The 20,640-nt window shown below is 34.6% G+C and carries 16 protein-coding genes and 1 other annotated feature; of the genes, 6 read left to right on the top strand and 10 right to left on the bottom strand.

The features are described from left to right. Positions 1-136: 136 nt before the first annotated feature. Both EKM77_RS09870 and EKM77_RS09865 read left to right on the top strand, forming a co-directional pair. Positions 137-373, top strand: coding sequence for a cytochrome b5 domain-containing protein (locus EKM77_RS09870; protein ID WP_125593899.1), 237 nt, complete (start codon positions 137-139; stop codon positions 371-373). Positions 374-543: 170 nt separating this feature from the next. Beyond that, complete coding sequence (locus tag EKM77_RS09865) at positions 544-3,081, top strand: M1 family metallopeptidase (protein WP_125593898.1); 2,538 nt, start codon at positions 544-546, stop codon at positions 3,079-3,081. A 74-nt stretch (positions 3,082-3,155) separates the two neighbouring features. On the opposite strand, the gene EKM77_RS09860 is transcribed toward EKM77_RS09865, so the two are convergent. After that, positions 3,156-3,854 carry a Bax inhibitor-1/YccA family protein gene (locus EKM77_RS09860; RefSeq protein ID WP_125593897.1) on the bottom strand — a complete coding sequence of 233 codons (699 nt, stop codon included), beginning with the start codon at positions 3,852-3,854 and terminating at the stop codon, positions 3,156-3,158. Between the two features lie 100 nt (positions 3,855-3,954). Continuing rightward, complete coding sequence (locus EKM77_RS09855) at positions 3,955-4,359, bottom strand: winged helix-turn-helix transcriptional regulator (RefSeq protein ID WP_125593896.1); 405 nt, start codon at positions 4,357-4,359, stop codon at positions 3,955-3,957. A gap of 135 nt (positions 4,360-4,494) precedes the next feature. On the opposite strand from EKM77_RS09855, the gene EKM77_RS09850 reads away from it, so the two are divergent. Then, entirely contained in the window at positions 4,495-5,658 is a 1,164-nt protein-coding gene (locus tag EKM77_RS09850) for an NADH-dependent flavin oxidoreductase (protein ID WP_125593895.1), read from the top strand. A gap of 48 nt (positions 5,659-5,706) precedes the next feature. On the opposite strand, the gene EKM77_RS09845 is transcribed toward EKM77_RS09850, so the two are convergent. The 4 genes from EKM77_RS09845 to EKM77_RS09830 all read right to left on the bottom strand — a co-directional run bounded on the left by EKM77_RS09845 (position 5,707) and on the right by EKM77_RS09830 (position 13,064). Next, positions 5,707-6,786, bottom strand: coding sequence for a YdcF family protein (locus tag EKM77_RS09845; RefSeq protein WP_125593894.1), 1,080 nt, complete (start codon positions 6,784-6,786; stop codon positions 5,707-5,709). 14 nt (positions 6,787-6,800) lie between these two features. Beyond that, positions 6,801-9,971, bottom strand: a complete 3,171-nt coding sequence (locus EKM77_RS09840; protein ID WP_125593893.1) for an AAA family ATPase — start codon at positions 9,969-9,971, stop codon at positions 6,801-6,803. A 2-nt stretch (positions 9,972-9,973) separates the two neighbouring features. Further along, the gene (locus EKM77_RS09835) at positions 9,974-11,146 is read right to left on the bottom strand and encodes an exonuclease SbcCD subunit D (protein WP_125593892.1); all 1,173 of its coding nucleotides are present in this window, start codon (positions 11,144-11,146) and stop codon (positions 9,974-9,976) included. A gap of 121 nt (positions 11,147-11,267) precedes the next feature. Further along, entirely contained in the window at positions 11,268-13,064 is a 1,797-nt protein-coding gene (locus tag EKM77_RS09830) for an FAD-binding protein (RefSeq protein ID WP_125593891.1), read from the bottom strand. Between the two features lie 144 nt (positions 13,065-13,208). Here EKM77_RS09830 and EKM77_RS09825 point away from each other — a divergent pair, with 144 nt between their 5' ends. Then, positions 13,209-14,396, top strand: a complete 1,188-nt coding sequence (locus tag EKM77_RS09825) for an NADH-dependent flavin oxidoreductase (protein WP_125593890.1) — start codon at positions 13,209-13,211, stop codon at positions 14,394-14,396. Between the two features lie 66 nt (positions 14,397-14,462). Here the strand turns inward: EKM77_RS09825 and asnA are convergent, their stop codons facing one another. Further along, a complete protein-coding gene (gene asnA / locus EKM77_RS09820; RefSeq protein WP_125593889.1) occupies positions 14,463-15,470 on the bottom strand; it encodes an aspartate--ammonia ligase in 1,008 nt (335 codons plus the stop codon). 71 nt (positions 15,471-15,541) lie between these two features. Then, positions 15,542-15,793 (bottom strand) — a binding site (T-box leader). 68 nt (positions 15,794-15,861) lie between these two features. Beyond that, a complete protein-coding gene (locus tag EKM77_RS09815; protein ID WP_125593888.1) occupies positions 15,862-16,470 on the bottom strand; it encodes a LysE/ArgO family amino acid transporter in 609 nt (202 codons plus the stop codon). A 136-nt stretch (positions 16,471-16,606) separates the two neighbouring features. Between EKM77_RS09815 and EKM77_RS09810 the strand changes: the two genes are divergently transcribed. Continuing rightward, positions 16,607-18,061, top strand: a complete 1,455-nt coding sequence (locus tag EKM77_RS09810; RefSeq protein ID WP_125593887.1) for an aminotransferase-like domain-containing protein — start codon at positions 16,607-16,609, stop codon at positions 18,059-18,061. 152 nt (positions 18,062-18,213) lie between these two features. Here the strand turns inward: EKM77_RS09810 and EKM77_RS09805 are convergent, their stop codons facing one another. Next, entirely contained in the window at positions 18,214-18,942 is a 729-nt protein-coding gene (locus EKM77_RS09805; RefSeq protein ID WP_125593886.1) for a matrixin family metalloprotease, read from the bottom strand. A gap of 103 nt (positions 18,943-19,045) precedes the next feature. On the opposite strand from EKM77_RS09805, the gene EKM77_RS09800 reads away from it, so the two are divergent. Beyond that, positions 19,046-19,729, top strand: coding sequence for a CPBP family intramembrane glutamic endopeptidase (locus tag EKM77_RS09800; RefSeq protein ID WP_125593885.1), 684 nt, complete (start codon positions 19,046-19,048; stop codon positions 19,727-19,729). On the opposite strand, the gene EKM77_RS09795 is transcribed toward EKM77_RS09800, so the two are convergent. Then, on the bottom strand, positions 19,722-20,555 hold the full coding sequence (locus EKM77_RS09795; protein ID WP_125593884.1) for a mechanosensitive ion channel family protein: 834 nt from the start codon (positions 20,553-20,555) through the stop codon (positions 19,722-19,724). The two genes, EKM77_RS09800 and EKM77_RS09795, sit on opposite strands and share 8 nt — an antisense overlap. Between the last annotated feature and the right edge of the window lie 85 nt (positions 20,556-20,640).

Raw genomic sequence — 20,640 nt, 5'->3', positions numbered from 1 at the left:
GGCAATCGCTGTATCTAAGCAAATTGTGGTCGTTACACTATTAAGTGCAATTCTCACAAGCTTCTGACTTTAGTCAGAAGTGGTTGACTAAGCATGTCATAATTAACTTACAATGATTGATATGGAGGGAAATATTATGGCGGATAGAGAATTTACATTAGATGAATTGAAACAATATGATGGACAAAATGGCAATAAAGCCTATGTTGCAATTGATGGTGTTGTTTACGATATGACGGATGTTAAACCTTGGGCTGGCGGTAAGCATCATGGTAATACAGCTGGAAATGATTTGTCTGAAGTAATCCCGCATGCACCACATAAGAAATCAGTTTTACCAAAATTACCAGTTGTTGGTAAGTTAATTAAATAGAGATACTAGACAGAACATGACATAAGCGGAGGCCTCTGCCTTATGTTACGCGTTTACCAGAACTGCATTTTAAATGCAGTTTTTTTAATATTTACTGATGCTATATTACAAGTGAATTAATAACGAAAGTCGTATAATGGAAGTATTATAGATGATTTAGGGAGGAACATATGACTGAAATTACGCATTCTTATGATACATTTCAACCTACACATTATGATGTCTTTATCGACATTGATCGTGGGACTAAACAAATTTCTGGTAAATCCGTTATCGATGGTGATGCCAAACAAAAAGATATTTTTATTCAACAAAAGAACATGAAGATCAAAACCGTCCAAGCAGACGGAAAAGATGTTCCATTTGAAGTTGATAACAAAAAAGAAGCCATCAATATTACTTTGCCAAAAACTGGTGAAACTACTTTAGCAGTTGAATATGAGGCTCCATTAACGGATTCTATGATGGGAATTTATCCTTCATATTATGAAGTTGATGGTGTTAAAAAAGAAATTATTGGAACACAATTTGAGACTACTTTTGCTCGTCAGGCTTTTCCAAGTGTTGATGAACCAGAAGCTAAGGCTAAATTTGATCTTGCCATCAAATTTGATGAAAAACCTGGTGAGACTATTTTAGCCAATATGCCAGAAGTTAAGAATGAGAATGGTGTTCATTATTTTGACACTACCGTTAAAATGTCAACATATCTTATTGCCTTTGCTTTCGGTGATCTTCAAAGTAAAACCACTACAACAAAGAGTGGAGTAAAAGTTGGCGTTTTCGCTACTAAGGCACATAAAGCTAACGAATTAGACTTTGCTTTAGATATTGCTAAACGAGCAATTGAATTTTATGAAGACTTTTATCAAACACCTTATCCGCTACCACATTCATGGCAGTTAGCATTACCTGATTTTTCAGCCGGTGCGATGGAGAACTGGGGTCTGGTAACTTATCGTGAAGCTTATCTAACACTTGATCCAGACAATACTTCACTTGATACTAAACAATTGGTTGCCACTGTAATTACTCATGAACTCGCCCACCAATGGTTCGGTGACCTAGTAACTATGAAGTGGTGGGATGATCTATGGTTAAACGAAAGTTTTGCCAACATGATGGAATATGTTTCTGTTGATGCGATCGAACCTGATTGGCATATTTGGGAAATGTTCCAAACTTCAGATGTTCCAGCCGCTTTGCAACGTGATGCAACAGACGGTGTTCAATCTGTTCACGTTGATGTTGAAGATCCAGCAGAGATCGATGCTTTGTTTGATAGTGCGATTGTATATGCTAAAGGTGCCAGAATGCTTGTTATGATGCGTGCTTTGGTAGGGGATGACGCTCTACGTAAGGGATTAAAGAACTATTTTGCCGCTCATAAATACAATAATGCCAAGGGTGATGACCTTTGGAATGCCATTGGTGATGCTGCCGGAATGGATGTTGCCAAAGTTATGAATACTTGGTTGGAACAACCAGGATATCCAGTTGTAAAGGCATCTGTCATTGATGGAGAATTGACATTATCACAAGAACAATTCTTTATTGGTGATGGAATTGATAAAGAACGTCAATGGCAAATTCCTCTAAATAGTAATTATGATGCCGCTCCTAAGATCATGGCCGATAAGACGATTGTTTTAGGTACATATGACAAATTGCGCAAAGAAAATAATGAGCCATTCCGTCTTAATGTAGGTAATAATTCACATTTTATCGTTAAATATGATGATGAATTATTGAAAGATATTTTGGATGATTCCGATTCATTAGATGCAATTTCTCAATTACAAATTTTACAAGACTTACGTTTGTTGGCTGAAGGAAACCAAATTTCATACGCTGAAATAGTTCCACTATTGCCAAAATTTGCAAATAGTCATTCAAACGTTGTTACTGCAACCTTGTACCGAGTTGCTAATGATTTGAAGAAATTTGTAACTCCAAATTCTTCTGAAGCTAAATCTTTGGAAAAATTATTTGATAAATTAAGTGCTGATCAAGTTAAGAGATTAGGTTGGCAACCAAAATCCAATGAATCAAATGACGATCAATTGACACGTCCTTATGTTTTAAATGCTTCATTGTATGCTAAGAACCCAATTTCGATTGAGTCAGCTCATGCAATCTATGAAGACAATGAACAACAAGATCTTTCAGCCATTTCAGCTGATATTAGATTATTTGTTCTGCGTAATGAAATTAAAAATTACGGAACAGAAGAAGTCTTTGATAATTTATTAGATGAGTATCGTAAATCATCAGATGCTAGTTACAAAGAAGATATTTGTGCCGCTTTAACTGCTACACCTGATATTAAATTAATTAAGAAGTTAGTCGGTTTCTTTGAAGATGCAGATACGATCAAGCCTCAAGATCTTCGTGCTTGGTATCGTGGATTGTTGGCTAATGATGCTGGTCAACAAACAGCTTGGGATTGGATCAGAAATGACTGGCAATGGCTTGATGATACGGTTGGTGGTGATATGGAATTCACTACCTACATTACTGTTACCTCAATGATTTTCCATACACCAAAACGTTTGGCTGAATTCAAAGAATTCTTTGAACCTAAGTTGAATACACCGGGAATGACACGTGAAATCAGTATGGATATTAAGATCGTAGAAACTCGAGTAAAATTGATCGAAGCTGAAAAAGATGCTGTTAATGAGGCCGTTTCAGGTCTTGTCGATTAGTCAAATTAACTAAAAAAACGAGTGCCAGCAGGAGGTTGTAAAACCTTCTCACTGATACTCGTTTTTATTTTGTTTTAGTTACTATCACCAAAGATAGAAAGAATACTCAAGAAAATATTAATGAAATCAAGTACCAAACTGATTGAAGCTACTAGGGCAATGGCACCTAATGTTTCTGAGTTTTGAGCACTGTTATAAATTCTCTTGATATTTTGTGAATCAAAAGCGATGTAGAATAAGAAAACTACGATAACAGCAATGTTAACTAACAAAGCGGCAATGGAACTATGGAAAATTGCAATGTTTAGAACTGAAACGATAATGATTGAAATCAAACCGATCAATAAAGTTCTACTCCAAGTTGTTAGATCTTTTTTAGTAAAGAATCCAAATCCAGCAGATACGATGAAGATTACTGAAGTAACTGCTAACGATTGAATAATACTTTGAGCTGAATATAAGTAGAAAACTGGTACACCGAAAACTGATAGTGCTAATAAGAATGCTACGTAACTGACAAACGTCATTAAATACGAAGTTGTCGCAAAGCGATTTGCCATACTGATGAATCCAAAGGCTACCGCAATTACTACTAATGAGAAGATCAAACTATGTGATCCCATGATGTTCATAATTGAATATGAAAGTGAAGTGTTTCTAGCGATGGCATTAGCGGCGATTGTCCAAAAAGCGACACCCAATCCAGTATATAAATATACTAGTGAAGTGAATCGTGCTAAACCAGCGGATTTTGCTTTATCTATTGATTGCATTTAATGTCCTCCCTCTTGTGTAAATCATTATAACAATTTCTTAATATAATGATAGCATAATTAGCATTTTTGAACTTGATAGAGAACATGGATGATTAGATTATTGTTCTAGTAGCTTTAAAGTAGGATTTTCTTCAGGAATAATTTCCGAACTGTCATGGGTAATATGAATATGGTTACCATCTTCATTTAAGTGCTCGGCCTTTTTTTCGCCCCAAATGGATAAGTCAACTAGTATTTGGCGTAATTCCATGCCATCTTCAGTTAGAGAATAAACAACTTTAGGTGGAACTGTTCCATAACTAGTTCTTTGAATGATTCTATCATTTTCTAGTTCGCGTAATTGTTGAGTTAAAACTTTTTGGGAGATTCCCGGCATGAGATTTAATAGTTCACCATTGCGGCGATCTTTTAGACCAATCCAGCAAATAAGTGAAGTTTTCCATTTTCCTTCAATAATATCTAGCGTTAAATCAATACCTAAATTGTAAATAATATTTTTCATATAGCTTGCTCCCTCACAATTCTTACCACGTGGTTACTACCTAACTTGTAAGTGCGTACTTACAAATTTCTTACTCCCAAATTATACTGTACTTGTAAACAAATTCACAATATAAGGTATAAGGAGATTTATGAAATGGGAAAATATAAATTTTTAGAACCATATACTTTTAAGAACGGTGTAACTGTAAAAAACAGAATAGTTATTCCTCCAATGACAGAGCAATCTAGTCTTGAGGATGGTACAGTTTCACGAGATGAGACTTATTATGCAAGCTTGAGATCTGGTGGAGTAGGGATGTTTATTAGTCCTGTTGCCTATGTAATTAAAAATGGTAAAGGTTTTGAGGGTCAATTATCAGCTAGTGATGACAAGTTTATTCCTAGTTTGGCTAAGATGGCTAGTGCAATGAAGGGCAATGGAACTAAAGCCATTTTGCAAATTTTCCATGCAGGAAGAATGTCAAATAGTGCTATTCTTCGTGGTACTCAAACTGAAAGTGCTAGTGCAATTGCTGCTCCACGTGATGGTATGGAGACACCAAGAGAGTTAACAAATGATGAGATCGAAGAAATCATTAAGGCTTTTGGTGATGCCACAAGACGTGCAATTTTAGCTGGATTTGATGGTGTTGAAATTCACGGTGCCAATACTTATTTGATCCAACAATTCTTCTCACCAAATTCAAATCGTCGTACTGATAAGTGGGGCGGTTCAGTTGAAAAGAGAATGAGATTTGGTCTGGAAATTATCAATGTTGTTAAGAAGACAATTGATGAATATGCTAAGAAACCATTTATTTTAGGATATCGTATCTCACCTGAGGAAATCGAAGAACCAGGTATTCGTATGGAAGATACACTTCAATTTATTGACAAATTGGCAGATCAGCCATTGGATTACTTACATGTTTCAATGGGAAATGCATGGCGTAAGTCACTAAATGATAAGACTGAAGATAGACCAACGATTTTACGGATTAAAGATCAAGTGAATGGAAGATTGCCACTTATTTCAGTTGGTTCAATAGAAACACCAGCCGATGCTGAAAAAATTATGGATAACGGCATCGAGTTTGCTGCTTTAGGACGTGAGTATTTACGTGAACCACGTTGGATCGAAAAAGTTGAAAATGGCTTAGAAGATACTATTAGATACAGTGTTAACCGTACAGAACTTGATGAACTAGGATTGAATCCTGCTTTGATGGAATTTCTTGGAATTTTAGGATTAGATCTTGGTTTTGAAGGCGAGAATAAGAAGACGGAAAATGGCGTTGACGCCGTATTTAAGGATTAAAAAAAGAGCCTCTTAGTTTGGAATTGAATCCAGACTAAGAGGCTTTTTTTACCTAATTCCATAACGATGTTCAATCCAAACCATCAGACAACTACCAATAGTTATTAAACCAATAGCCGCCGCATGCCAATATTTATTACGCATAAAGATAGCAATATATTCACGAATAATTGCATTTGGTAAAAAGAATCTAGCTGTATGAGCACCGATTCCATCAGCTTTTAATCCCGCTTGTTTGGCGACCATTCCAGCACGGAAAGTATGATAACCATTAGTAACGAAGATAGTTTTGGCGTTATTTGTTTGTTCATCAATAATTTTTTTAGAATAAAGCATATTTTGGTAAGTATTTTTAGATTCAGTTTCGGCGATACCGTTTTTTTCATCTAATCCTTGTTTTAAGGCGTAATCTAACATTGCCTGGCCTTCAGGAACCAGTTCATCCCCACCTTGACCACCTGAGAAAATCATTTTAGCAGCCTTGCCAGTCTTACGTAATTGTTTATAGTAAAATTTTAAGCCTAGATCAATTCTTTTAGCTAAAAGTGGTGAGACCGTGTCACCATTCAATAAACCCGCCCCTAAAACAATGATGTAATCTTGATTCAATTTTGGACGATTGAATTGGTACAAGACTAGCATAGTTAGATAATTGTAGAACCAGAATAATACATAGAACAAAATTGAATTGGAGATTATTATGATTAAAGCTGACCAAGGACTGGGTAATTTATTATTTATAGCATTAGTGAAGAAGGGTAATACTAAAATAATAATGCCCAATAAAAGCGTCAGCATATTAGCGAGTGAATGACTTTCTCTTTTCCAAACTATAAGAGCGTTCCAGAGTAGTAATAATGCCTGTAAGGTAAATAAAAACATTATTATTATTAAAAAGATAACAAAAATCCCTACACTTATAATTATTAAGGGATGATTATTTAATCCCAAGATCGTCATAGCTAAAACTGGTAAGAATGTATAGAGAAATAGTGAAAACCAGATACCGTTACTTAACCGTCTTTTTTCTCTTCGGTAAGCAATTGTAAAACAAATTCCAAAAAATATTGGTACTATCCAAGCCCAATAGAGAATAGTCGGGATTGGGACCCAAACTTCTTGACTCATAAAATACCCCCAAGTTATTTATTAACTATTTTAACTGTACTGCGGCCGTCGCCGACTTTTTTGATCAATATTTGTTGCACGATGGCAGCCTTCATGGTTTCAATATGGCTGATTACCCCAACCATACGATTTTCACCGATTGTTTCAAGAGCGGACATAGCTTTGCCTAGTGTCTCATCATCTAAAGAACCGAATCCCTCATCAACAAATAAAGCATCTATTTTAACCCCATTTGCTGAAGATTGGACCACTTCACTTAATGAGAGGGCAATCGATAAAGCAGCAATGAACGTTTCCCCACCTGATAAAGTATCAGACGATCGAGTGGCTCCGGTCTCATTATCGTAAACGTTAATATCCAAACCGTGGTCCGTTCTTTTATCGGATCCTTGTTCAGCAATTTCAAAACTATACCGATTGTTTGAAAGGACATTGATGTAAGTTTGATTGGCGAAATCGAGAACTTTTCTTAAATAGTTTTGGACGACATAGGTTTCTAATTTTAACTTATCATCATTGCCATCTTTACCCGTTATAACGTTGTATAGACTTGTAATATCGGCTAATTTTTTGCCAAAATTACTTTGATTGTCAGTGGTTTTCTTGATACTTAAAAATGTAGCATGGGTGTTATCATAAGTCATCTTTAATTGAGCGGCTTTAGTGACGGCTAGTTGATTGAGTTCTTTTTGGGAATTGAGTTTTTCCGTTAAATCTTTTATATCCGGTACCTTTAGACCGCTTATTTCCGTCTCTGTTTTTGTTATATCCTGATTTAGTAATTCTTTTTCTTTATTATATGAAGAAATTAAATCCTTTAATTGAGAGTTTAAGCCATCGTTTATTTCGTTGATCCAAGCTGTCAATTGATCTAAATCATTGGTTTTACCGTTATTTGATAAGGCATTATCAACAATTTTCTGAAGATTTTTGATATTTTCAGTTTGTTTTTTGATTTGTTTATCGATATCTATTAATTGAGTTTTAATGGAAGATAAAGTGAGTTCATTTGTGTGGGAGATATTTTTAGCAGTTTCTAATTGTTCATTATAAGATAATACTTCTTTTTTCAATGTTGTTTGTTCTGTAACTAGTTCGGAACTGTCTTTAATATTTTTACCAATTTGTTCATCAAGTTCAACCAGATCATTTTCAAAAGTTACTTGTTTTGATTTAGCGTCGGTTAATTTGAGCTTTATTTCAGAAAGTGATTTTTCTTTTTTACTTAATGAGTCTTTTAAATCGGTTATCTCATTGTTTAATTTATCTGAAGCTGCTATTTTTTGATTTATTACCTGGATTTGTTCATCAAAACATTCTTTTATGTTTTGCAGGTCGTATTCAGAAGGAAGATTTTTTGTGGAAACTTTAGATACTAGTTCTTCGTATTTTGCTTTTAAAGTAGCGGTGGTTGATTCTAGTTCTACTCTGATTTTAGAAGTATCGTTTTCATTATTATCAAGACTAGTTTGTGCAGATTTTAGAGCTTGTTCGGCTGCAGCGTAGTTTTTTTGTGAAGTGTCTACATCTTCAATAGACTGTTTTAGATCCTTTTCGTTGGCTGCCACGGTATGAACTACATTGGGATGTTCAGTGGAACCGCAGACGACACAAGGTTTTCCGTCTACTAGTTCTTGTTGTAGTTGGGCAATCATCAAAGATTGTCTTGTACCGATTTTTTCTTGATAAACTTTTTTGGCATTTTCTAAATTGGTCTGTTTAGTTTCTAAGTCGGCATTTAATTTTACATGCTTTTTTTTAGAATTGGCTAAATCTGATATTAAGTTTTTCTTATCGTTATCAAGCGGGGATAGGGTATCTACGAATGACTCTTTTTCAGTCAATAATGTATCTTTTTGGTCTTGTAACAAGCTATTATCAACCAAATTATTTTGCTTAGTTTCAATCTTTTTTGTTAAATCAGTCGCTATTTCAGTTTGCTTTTTTAAATCAGTATTAATAGATTCAATTTGTGGTTTGAGATCTGATAAATTCTGGTTGATTTTTTCAGATTGGCGAACTGAAGGTATTAAATTAGAGAGGATTTCGATCCGTTTATTTTTGAGCTCAATTTCTGATTTTTGTTTGGTTAAATCATTTAATTTTTCAGTGGCAAGATCGTATTGTTTTTTGGTTGAGCTTAATTTTTCGTCAATACTTTTTTTATTGATTAAATTTTGTTTGTTTTCTTGCTGAGTTTTTTTCAAATCACGGATCGTATCTTTGAATTGTTCAGCCCAATCAAGTTCTGCGATATGCTTTGATTTAGTCGTTATATCGGCTGATTTATCAAGGATATTTATTTGATATTTTTTCTTTAGATCATTTAGGTGATCGAATTTATTTTGCAGAGCTTTAGCATCTTGTAATTTTTTATCGGCATCATTGAGATTTTTATTTGTAGTATCAGCTTCAACTTGAGCACTTGTTGCTTGAGCTTTTTTTGTATCTACAAAATCTTTGATGATTTTAATTTTTTGGTCAGGTGCTTCATGATTTAAATTTTCTAATTCCTCGTCAGTTAAATTTAAGGAATTTATTTGGGTTTTCAATTCTGTTTCAAAGTCAGCACTTTGTTGCTTGGCAGTATCGTATTTTTCCTTAAGTTTGCCGGTAAATTCAGTAAAAATTTGCGTACCAAAGATCTTTTTTAAGATGGATTCTTTATCACTAGTTTTAGCTTTTAAAAATTCTGAAAAATCATTTTGTGGTAGAAGAATAATTTTTTTGAATTGTTCAGCTGATAATTTCAAAATATCAGTTATTTCAATTCCAACGTCTTGAGGTTTATTGGCGATACTTTGAATTTCGTTACCGCCGACTTCTTCAACTATTCCTAAAGTAGCAGTAGTTTTTCTCTTAGTAAGCCCCTTATTTTTGGTCTTTTTTTCAAGCATTTGTTCAGGAGTACGTTCTATTTTATAAAGATTGTTTCCTTGTTCAAAATAAAAAGTAACACTAGTTTTTTGGTTATCAGGGGCAAATTGACTACGCATTTCTTTGGCGTCACGATCACTTGTCGTACTGCCAAACAAGGCAAAGGTCATGGCATCGAAAATAGTTGATTTACCAGCACCTGTATCACCACCGATTAAAAAAATGGGTGCTTCTTCTAAACGTCTAAAATCGATAATGGAATGTTCATGTGGACCGAAATAATTCATTTCTAAGTAGACTGGTTTCAAAGTTATTCCCCTCTCAGTTCTGTAAAAATATCATCAACAATTGATTCTTGTTCTTTTGATAACTGATTGCCAGTAATTGATGTAAAAAATCGATCGACAACTTCTTCATTGCTGATCGTATCTATATTTTCCGAACTAGTAGTATCAGTATTTTTTTCGATATTGTCATAGTCTAATTCGACAACGGTTCCATAAATATCTTGCAGTTGAGCACGGACGTTAGTTGAAACATGTTTAGTTCGATCAAATTGTTTAATTTTAATGGCAAACCAGTCTTGGTTGACGGGTTGTTTTTTATAAAAATCGGGATCTAGTAAGGTTTCCCAAGTTTCATTTAAGACGATCAAATCAGTATGAGGAACGATTTCTTTGAAATTATCTTCTTCCAAATTTTCGGTATCAACAATATAAATACCCTTGTCATTTTCACCTTTGGCTTCTTTGACATTAAATTTAACCGGACTGCCGCTGTATTTCATTGTTTTACTTGGTGAAGCAAGATGCGTGTGAATGTGTCCGAGCATGACGTAGTCGAATTTATCAAAAAGAGCGGCATTTAAGGTTTCTAGTCCACCAACTTTAGAGGTTGTTTCACTGGTTAGATCAATATCCTTTGCACTTGGCGAGATTGCAAAGTGAGTAATTAATAGATGTTTTTTGTTAGGATCAAAATTTTGATAGATGTCATCTAAAACTAACGACATTGCATCACCGATTGTTTTAATGTTTTTGACCTTATCTTCAGCCATCCCTTGTTTTTGATAGTAGACACGGGCATCCATTGGATCAAAAAATGGCAATAAAAATAATTGAGAATCTTTAGTTTCAACAGGTGTGACAGCTTCATCTAATAGCGTATTGATATAAAAATTATTAAATTCCATCCAATCACGACCGTAGTTCAATCTCTTGGCACCGTCATGATTACCAGAGATAGCATAGATAGGTAGTTTATTATCAATATTGATTTCTTTAAACATTTCATTTAAAGCAGTAATTGCATCAGTGCTAGGAATGGCACGATCATAGAGATCTCCCGCAACGACGATACCATCAACATTTTCAGCTTTAGCAATTTTTAAAATTTGTTTGAAAGCATATTTTTGCTCGTCTAATAGTGAATAGCCGTTGAGCGTACGTCCAATATGCCAATCGGCAGTGTGTAGAAGTTTCATAATTGGTTCCTCCTGGTTATATTATTGTAGCGCATTTTGACTGTTGAATTTAATCGTCTTTGGTTGATAAATGCAAAAAAGAGGAGTGACTTTCGTCACACCTCCTTATTCGATTTAATAATTAATTAATTTTTCTTAAGGCGTCTTGAACAGCTTCTTTGATGGCACCACTTGAAACAGAGGCACCAGAAATTGCATCGACATTAGTTGAATTAGCGGCAACGATTTCTTTTGGCAACATTTTAACGGCTTTGGCACCGTAGTCTTCTGATTCACTTTGTTTTAAAATTTCGACATCTTTAATATCTGAACCATCCATTGTGACACGGACGACTATTTCGTTGCCCATACCGGAATTTGATTTCCCGATATATTGATTGGGTCCAGTTTCAAAGACATCTCCCTCGTTATTTTTTAAGAGATGTTTACTGGCAGAAGTTGTGGCGTCAGCTTCAATATCTTTTTCTTTTGCCGCATTTTCACCAGCAATTTGACCAATGATCAAGTCTTCAGCAAGATTACTACCGCCATTGTATTTTCTTCCCATCAAACTGCCTAATTCACCGGCAGCATATAAGTTTGGAATAACTTTATTATTAGTATCAAGCACTTCAGCGTTTTTATTATGAACAGGACCACCAACAGTATTTAAGAGTCCTTGAACAAATGACAATGCGTAAAATGGACCATCATCAAAACTTTCTAGAGTTTTTGGATCTCTATTAAAAGCGTAATCTCGGTTTTCCTGAGCAAATTTATCAAAGTCGGCGACTGTTTTCTTTAATTCATTAGGGTCAACTTCAATTTTTTGAGCTAGTTGTTCTAGTGTATCGGCTTTTATTACTGCTTCTAAAAATTCAGGATATGGTGCGTTTTGATCACTATTTAATTCATTGAATTTTTTATTGTCAAAAATAACGTGAGGATGTAGTTGCGCATTAGGAATTCTCCACTGACCGTGATCTTTAATATGACCATGTCTATGAATTTCATTTTCGTCAAAGTAGCGGGTACCATCATCTCCAACTACAAAAACACTACCGCTATGTAGTTCTGGCCAATCAAAAGGTAGAAATTGTGCTCTTTGGCCATCTTTTGGTTTAGGAGTGAGACCATGGAAAATACCGTAAGATTCATAGTTAGCCATGTTGAATAATTTAGCACCGACGTCTTGTGCCATATTTACCCCAGCACCTTGATTATAAAGTGATCCAATTGGTTTAAGACTAGTTTCACCAAGATAGTTTTCAACCATTTCTGGATTATTTTCAAATCCACCGGTAGTTAAAACAACACCGTTATTAACTTTAATATCAAGCAGTTGGTTATTTTGTTCAATTTGAACACCAATAATAGCTTTACTTTCGTAATCTTGGATCAGGTGTTTAGCGGGGGTTTCATAGAAAACGTCGATTTTATCGGATCTATCTAGTACTTGTTTTCTTAAATTTTTCCATAATGCTGAATCAGCGACACCTTCGTGGACAGCTACAAGCTCGTGAGTAGATTCACCATTTAGTTCAGGATATTCATGAGCCATAAAATAAAGTGCTTTTGAAACAGGAGAATCTGGATGTTTTCCCATTACAAAAGGTTTAACATTCAAATACTTTTCTAGATATTCAGGTATTTTGTATAACCCCTCAACGTATTTATTCATCAATTCTTTATCATATGAAAGTGGATAAGCTAGTTCTTTATAATAGTTTTTTAAATCATCTAAATCATCACCAGAAGCAATAACTTGCCCGGCATAACGGGTATTTCCACCCTCATGACCTTCAGGAGCGGAATCAACTAATAAAACTTTAGCTCCGTTATCTGCCGCAAAACGTGCAGCAGTTGCACCAGCACCGCCAAAGCCTAAAACAGCTACATCATAAGTTGCATCCCAACCGGTATATCTATTTTTAAACATTTATTTCACCCCTCAATTAAATTTACTTATATTGTAAGTCTATTCCGCAGACATGTGAACGCTTACCATAAACAAATTAAATGTTTCACAATACATCTATTTTAGGTTATTATAATCATATTAAGATAATTGGAGGGGTTATGAATGACAAAATATAAATTTTTAGAACCGTACACTTTTGAAAAAAAGGGTATTACAGTTAAAAATAGAATCGTAATACCACCAATGACAGAAATGATGAGCTTTTCAAATGGTGAGGTAACAAGAGATGAGCTTAGATATTATCGTATTCACACTGGTGGTGCAGGAATGTTTATTACTGCCGTTGCTAATGTTAATGATGAAGGCAAGGGCTTTGAGGGTGAACTAAGTGCTGCCGATGATAAATTTATTCCTAGTTTAACTAGTTTGGCTGATGCTATTCATAAGGATGGAACTAAAGCTATTTTACAAATATTTAGTGCTGGACGTATGACATTTACATCGGTACTTCGTGGTAAGAAACCGGTTAGTGCCAGTGCTGTGACAGCTTTGAGAAATAATTCTGAGGAACCTAGAGCTTTAACAGCAGAAGAAGTTGAACAAACAATTAAGGACTTTGGTCAAGCTACTAAACGTGCTATTTTAGCAGGATTTGATGGTGTTGAGATTCATGGTGCTAATACATATTTGATTCAACAATTTTTCTCACCACATAGTAATCGTCGTGATGACAAGTGGGGTGGAAGTCTTGAAAAGAGAATGGCATTTCCATTTGCTGTGATCGATGAGGCACAAAAGGCTATTGATAAATATGCTAAGAAACCATTTATTTTAGGTTATCGTCTATCTCCTGAAGAAGTTGAAAAACCAGGTATTACAATAGAAGATACTTTGGCATTTGTTGATGAGATCAAGAACAAACCAATTGATTATTTGCATGTTTCAATGGGGGATGTATGGCGCAAGTCACTCAATGATCCATCTGTTGATAAGCCATTGAACTTATCGATCAAAGAACATTTAGGAAAAGATATTCCATTGATCGGGGTTGGAGATATTCAATCACCAGCCGACGCACAAAAGGTTATGGACAACGGTATTGAATTTGCCGCAATTGGTCGTGAAAGTCTTCGTGAACCTAAGTGGGTTCAAAAAGTTGAGTCTGGTGATGAGAATGCTATTCGCTATACATTGTCATTGTCAGATCATGATGAATTAGGACTTTCAGGAACATTCTGGGAATTCTTATTAGCATCATTTAGACCAGGACTACAAATCAGTAGTGACGAGCAAACTGATCGTTCACTGTTCAATAACGCTTTAGATGGTATCTTTGCTGGAGCTAAATAATAAAAAACGGATAACTGTTAGAAACTATAAAAAGTTTCCAGCGGATATCCGTTTTTTTATTTTGGATTACAAAATTTGAATCTTGTGTTCATAACATTTATCGATCATATCTTGTGGCCAGACACTAGCTTGAACTTCACCAACGTGAGCTTTGCCAAGTAGTAACATACATAGACGTGATTGTCCGATACCACCACCAATTGTGTATGGTAGTTCGCCATTTTCTAGCATTTGGTGATATGGAAGTTTCAGACGATCTTCAGCGCCAGCTTCCTTTAATTGTTCTTTCATTGATTCTTCACTAACACGAATACCCATACTTGAGATTTCTAAGGCCATTTGTAAAGGTTCATACCAGAATAAAATATCACCATTTAATTTCCAATCGTCATAGTCAGGAGCACGGCCGTCATGACGCTTGCCAGATTTCATTTTGCCACCGATTTGCATTAGGAAGACACAGCCAAGTTCCTTAGTAATAGCATTTTCACGCTCCTTTGGAGTCATATCTGGGAATCTGTCTTCAAGTTCTTGAGTTGTAACGAAGTGAATTTCGTCAGGTAAATGATAAACTGCTTCGGGGAATTTATACCAAACTTCATGTTCCATATGTTTGATTACTTTGAAAATAGTTTTAACAGTATCTTTTAGAGTTTGAGTATTTCTTTCATCTTTGGCGATTACTTTTTCCCAATCCCATTGATCAACGTAGATAGAGTGGATGTTATCAAGATCTTCGTCTTTTCTGATAGCATTCATATTTGTATAGAGACCTGTGTGCATGCCGAAACCATAACGTTTTAAAGCAACACGTTTCCACTTAGCTAGTGAGTGAACGATTTCAATTGTTTGGTCAGGGATATCTTGCATAGTAAATGAAACAGGAGTTTCAACACCATTCAAGTTATCGTTTAAACCAGTAGATTTTTCAACGAACATAGGAGCTGATAAACGTGATAGATTGAGCTCCTTACCAAATTCGTCTTGGAAAGTTTCACGAATATAACGGATCGCTTTTTGTGTATCGATGATTGATAGTTTTGGATCATATGATTCAGGAATTGTTAAATGCATAGGTAGGTCTCCTTCATTTTTTAATTTAGTCGATAAAAGACAGGCAATAAAAAAAGTCTTTCATCCCTAATAAAAGGGACGAAAGACTTTCGCGGTACCACCCAAGTTGCTTATCAAAAATAAGCCAGCTCAATAAGAGTACAAAACATCTATACTCTGCCGATGGTAACGTATCGGTTACGTCTAAACCTACTTTGGTAATACCATTTCAGTTAGAAACATAAGAAAGGGTTATTCGGAATAACCAACGCTGCTTGGGTTCTCACCATTCCCAATTCACTGTCAGGTTAATTAAACTTACTCTTCTTTCTTGTCGTCTTTATCTTGTGACATTTATACTAGCATTATTTTTTGAAATGTAAACAGTTATTTTAAAATAAAGTTCAGAAAATTAAATTATTGTTAGAAAACTATATAGTAATTTTAATCCATAAATTATGATGATGGAGCCACAAATAATATTTATGTATCTTAATACTTTCGGATTAAACCAATTACTGAACATAGATATTATCAAGGTCAAACTGGTAAACCAGATTAAAGAAGCCGATGCCACACCAGTAATAAACGGAGTAGAGCTCGATACTGGAAGTGTTGCATTAAAGGCTCCCAGCATCATAGTACCGTCGATAATTGCCTGCGGGTTGGCCCAAGTTACTATGAATGCCTTGGTAGTGGTTTTTTTAATTGAAGAAGGGGATCTTGTATTATGAATTTCTGATTTATTAGGTCTCAATAGTCCAATTCCAATATATATCACAATTAAACTCCCGAGTAACAGGATCACCAATTGCAGCCATTTGTAGTTTTTCATAACTAAACCAATGCCAAAGAAACAGCTAATGGACAAAGCTATATCAAAGAATATTACGATGAAAGTGGTTAATAGTGCTCGACGCCTAGTGTGTGTTAAAGCTGAATTGATTACAAATAAATTTTGCATGCCGATAGGTGCGACATAAGCTAATCCCATAGTTAATCCTTGAAAGAAAAAATGCATTTTATCTTACTCCTTACCAGCCAAATTACGTATAATTAAAAATGATTTATTATCACTTTTACGATTATAAGGTGAACTTAGTGATAAGTAACCAACCAAAATACCAATTTGTACCCAACCAAAAGGAAAAATTATTATGAAAAAAATTTCACCTATTCAAATTCATTGGCAACCGAATAAGACTAGTAATATTCCAATCTATAAGCAAATCGTTCAATTTGTTTGTAATAAAGTATCGAATGGAGAATGGAAAGTGGGGACTATTCTGCCTTCCCAAAGAGCATTAGCTGAGTTATTCAAAGTTAATCGAAGTACCGTTATAACGGCAATTGAAGAATTAACTTCCTATGGGATCATTTCAGGACGGTTTGGCGCTGGAACAAGGATTATAAGCAACACTTGGTCGTTACTTTTACCGAATACAGCAGAATGGAATGAATATCTATCATCAGGTTATTTTCAAGAAAACAATATGATTGTCCAAGCTATTAATAAGCTGGAATTTGAACCTGATGTTATTAGAATTGGTACCGGTGAAATTGATCCCAGACTATTTTCAAAAAGTATGTGGAATGATGTTTTGAATAAAATAGGTTCAAAGATCAGTTCTTTAGGATATTTAGAGAATTTAGGATTATTGGAATTGAGACAGGCAATTGCTAAACATATTGCCAAATCAGGCATAATTGCTAAACCAGAAAATATTTTGATAACGTCTGGTTCACTTCAAGCACTGCAATTGATAGCAGTGTCTTTATTACAGAAAAATAGCGATGTTTATACCGAAGCACCTAGTTATTTAAAATCTTTACAAATGTTTCAATCTGCGGGGATGAATTTAAAAGGTATACCTATGGACGAAAAAGGCTTAGAGTATTGGAAATTATCCACAAGTGGAAAACAAAATAGTATTTTATATACGATTCCGACCAATCAAAACCCCACAGGTATAACTATGACTAAAGCAAGAAGACAGGAACTGATGAATTTTTGTTTAGAAAATAGGCTCCCAATTATTGAAGATGGAGCGTATCAAGAACTCAATTATAATGGATCAATACCACCGCTAAAATCTATGGATAGCAACGGAACTGTAATTTATCTAGGAACATCTTCTAAGACTTTGGCACCAGGTTTAAGAATTGGTTGGGTAGTCGCTTCAGAACCAATTGTTCAAAGATTGGGCGATGTAAAAATGCAGATGGACTATGGTGCAAGTTCCTTATCGCAGTGGGCGTTGGTAGAATTCTTGAATAGTGGTTTATATGATCAATATTTAGAGGAATTAAAAATAGAATTAAAAAAGCACCGTGATCAGGCACTTCAAAGTTTAAAAAAATATTTTTCTAATTTGGCCAGCTGGAATAAACCATCTGGTGGATTTTACATTTGGTTAACTTTTAAGAAGGATATTAAAATTGAACGACTTTTTGAAGAAGCCATTAAAGAAAATATCTTACTGAATCCTGGTGATATATATGATTTCAAAGAAAATCATTCTTTAAGATTGTCATTTGCATATGTTGATAGTGAAGAATTTGCAAGAGCAATGGAGAAATTATCTATAATAACAAAATCGAGAGTGGGATAAAACGTGTTCAGCTTTCGAGCATTAAGGCGAAAAGATCCAGTAATCTGATTTTAGATTACTGGATCTTTTCGTTTTAAGCGGAAAAAGCTATGTTTTATTCCACGTTTATGCTGCATATTTCGGAATAAAATAGTTTTGTCACACACCTCGTTTTAATAAATATTCTTCAAGCCATCTATATCACCTTGGGATAATTGAGTGACATTTTTATTAGTTGGATACATGACGGAATTCATGTCATCGCTGTGATCCAAACCTAAGGCGTGACCAACTTCGTGCATCGCTACGGATGTTGTAACGGATTCAGAATAGTTTAAATTGATTGAAGCCGTTGCATGATTGATGGCGTGTTTATTAACGTCGGCAGTGTTGTAAATTAATTTAGGTCCACCAGTACCTAGTTCCACAGTAGAAGTGGTTGCGCCTTCGTCTTTATAGTAAATTGAAAAGGTGATTCGATTTTGTTTAGAAGTACCTTTACCAGCGACTAAGTTAACTAAGCCAGTATCATTATAAGCACTGACAGCATTTTTAAAGATTTGTCTAACAGCTGCCGGAGTTTCTTTGGTGAAATGATAATAGTATGTGTTATCGACTGAAAATCCATCCATGATTGATAAAATTGGAGTTTGATCAGCTGATGTAGTTTGACTTTCTGAGGCTGTTTTAGTTTTTTGATTTACGGGATCGTTAGTTGAACTAGTTTGGTTTGTTTGTTCATTTTGAATGAAATCATTCATTTTAGATTGTGCATAAGAAGCAGCGTTATGCGCTTTACTTGAGACCTCTTCTTTGATGTTGTTAGCAGTATTGGAGTTCGATTCGTTGATGGCAATTCCACCAACGACAACTAATCCAAGTAAAAGGATACTTTTGTTCATATAACATTTCTTTCCTAGTTAGAGTTAATTTAGTTTACAATCAAAATAGAAAAATGTCTATAATAAAGAATTTTATGAAAATGATGGATGAGGATATAAATTTATGCAACGTATTCGGGTGCGACAATTAATAATTTCAATAGTGGTTTATTTAGTTTCAGCAGAATTTCTGTATTCATGGTTACGGCCAATAACTTCACAAAATACATCTAGTGATATTGTCGTTTTACTGGAATATCTTGCCTGCGCAATGGCGCTGTTTTCATTGACCGATGCAATGATCTTAAATCTAGATGATATTAGTAAAAATAGGAGAAAACTCTGGCTAATACCATTATTTGTGATCTTAGATTTTGGGCTGCAAATTATTCTACAAAATATTTTTACAGTACAATCTGCAAACCAAGGACATGTTGAAAATGTTTTACATGGAAATAGTAATCTTTTAGGACTTATTTTCATGTTTATTATGGTTGTGATCGTTGGTCCGATAATGGAAGAAATCATTTTTCAGTATTTGTTTCAGAAAGTCATCTTTAAAGGCCTGTTAGAGAGACTTAAATTTAATAAATTAGTAATTAGTATTTTATCAATTCTTCTAGCAACGATTCTATTCATGCTGTATCACGTCACAAGTATCTCTGATTTTACAACTTTGGCGATTTTCACTTACAGTGATTTAGTGTTATTTGCAATTATTTACGAAATTACTGATGATAACTTGATTTATCCAATTGTCGTTCATAGTTTGGGTAATTTAATTGGATTTGTTTTAGTTCTTATTTAGGTAATTTTATCCCAGCTTCATTTAGAGCTACCAAGTATTTTCTTAGTAGTAAATTTTTAACGGCATATTGAGAACCATGTTTAGTAAAAGCTTGGACTTGTAAAACAAGCGTCCCATCATTTAAAGTTGAAAATCCTAATACAGTAGGTGCTTTAGTTATCTGAAGACTTTTAATGCTTAATGTTGCATTAACTTCTCGGATAACTTTTTTTATTTCCTCAAATGGTGAATTGGTGTAAACGGGTATTTCTATCAAAGCTTGCATGTCGTTACGTGATTTATTGCTGACGACAGTTATATTTCGGTTAGGAATAAAGTTAAGTGTGCCATCAGTGCTTTTAATTTGGGTGGTTCTGATCCCAACGTAAGTTACGATACCTTCGATATTGTTGACCTGAATCGTATCGCCAACACTTATTTGTTGCTCAAGCAAAATAAAAAAACCGTTGACCATATCAGAGACGAATCCCTGGGCACCAAGTCCAATTGCTAAACTAAATATCCCAGCACCAGCTATCAAAGTACCGACAGGAATACCGATGGCTGAGAGAATGGCGTAGATCCAAAAGAATAGTAAAACGTAACGAAAAATGTTTAAGACGATCGTATAAATCGTGTCCAGTTTGTTTTGAGGAATCGGGTTTTTACTTAGTTTTAAATTATTTTTGAAGATACGTCGAATAATTTTTTTACCGATCCAATTTATTAAAAGTAAAACGATAGTTAGAAGAACTAACTGCGTTATAACGGATAAGATGTGCTGTACTAAATTTTCCCAATTTACTTTAAAGAAGATATTTTTAAAAAAGGTATTAAATGAATTCAAGTTATTTGCGTCCTTTCTGGTAAGTCAGAACTTATTATAATAGAATGAGATTGTGAATGATATTACTAATTAGGGAGTGGATATT

The sequence above is a fragment of the Companilactobacillus baiquanensis genome (assembly GCF_003946605.1).
In the GTDB taxonomy this organism is placed as follows: Bacteria; Bacillota; Bacilli; order Lactobacillales; family Lactobacillaceae; genus Companilactobacillus; species Companilactobacillus baiquanensis.
The sequence above is the reverse complement of the archived record's forward strand: the minus strand, read 5'-3'. Positions and strand labels throughout refer to the sequence as shown.

What these genes read in the sequence shown, in the direction of transcription:
- EKM77_RS09870 (WP_125593899.1), top strand. Translation starts at nt 137, where the DNA reads ATGGCGGATAGAGAATTTACATTAGATGAATTGAAACAATATGATGGA.
- EKM77_RS09860 (WP_125593897.1), bottom strand. Translation starts at nt 3,854, where the DNA reads ATGCAATCAATAGATAAAGCAAAATCCGCTGGTTTAGCACGATTCACT.
- EKM77_RS09855 (WP_125593896.1), bottom strand. Translation starts at nt 4,359, where the DNA reads ATGAAAAATATTATTTACAATTTAGGTATTGATTTAACGCTAGATATT.
- EKM77_RS09800 (WP_125593885.1), top strand. Translation starts at nt 19,046, where the DNA reads ATGCAACGTATTCGGGTGCGACAATTAATAATTTCAATAGTGGTTTAT.
- EKM77_RS09845 (WP_125593894.1), bottom strand. Translation starts at nt 6,786, where the DNA reads ATGAGTCAAGAAGTTTGGGTCCCAATCCCGACTATTCTCTATTGGGCT.
- EKM77_RS09850 (WP_125593895.1), top strand. Translation starts at nt 4,495, where the DNA reads ATGGGAAAATATAAATTTTTAGAACCATATACTTTTAAGAACGGTGTA.
- asnA (WP_125593889.1), bottom strand. Translation starts at nt 15,470, where the DNA reads ATGCATTTAACAATTCCTGAATCATATGATCCAAAACTATCAATCATC.
- EKM77_RS09865 (WP_125593898.1), top strand. Translation starts at nt 544, where the DNA reads ATGACTGAAATTACGCATTCTTATGATACATTTCAACCTACACATTAT.
- EKM77_RS09815 (WP_125593888.1), bottom strand. Translation starts at nt 16,470, where the DNA reads ATGCATTTTTTCTTTCAAGGATTAACTATGGGATTAGCTTATGTCGCA.
- EKM77_RS09830 (WP_125593891.1), bottom strand. Translation starts at nt 13,064, where the DNA reads ATGTTTAAAAATAGATATACCGGTTGGGATGCAACTTATGATGTAGCT.
- EKM77_RS09835 (WP_125593892.1), bottom strand. Translation starts at nt 11,146, where the DNA reads ATGAAACTTCTACACACTGCCGATTGGCATATTGGACGTACGCTCAAC.
- EKM77_RS09810 (WP_125593887.1), top strand. Translation starts at nt 16,607, where the DNA reads ATGAAAAAAATTTCACCTATTCAAATTCATTGGCAACCGAATAAGACT.
- EKM77_RS09805 (WP_125593886.1), bottom strand. Translation starts at nt 18,942, where the DNA reads ATGAACAAAAGTATCCTTTTACTTGGATTAGTTGTCGTTGGTGGAATT.
- EKM77_RS09825 (WP_125593890.1), top strand. Translation starts at nt 13,209, where the DNA reads ATGACAAAATATAAATTTTTAGAACCGTACACTTTTGAAAAAAAGGGT.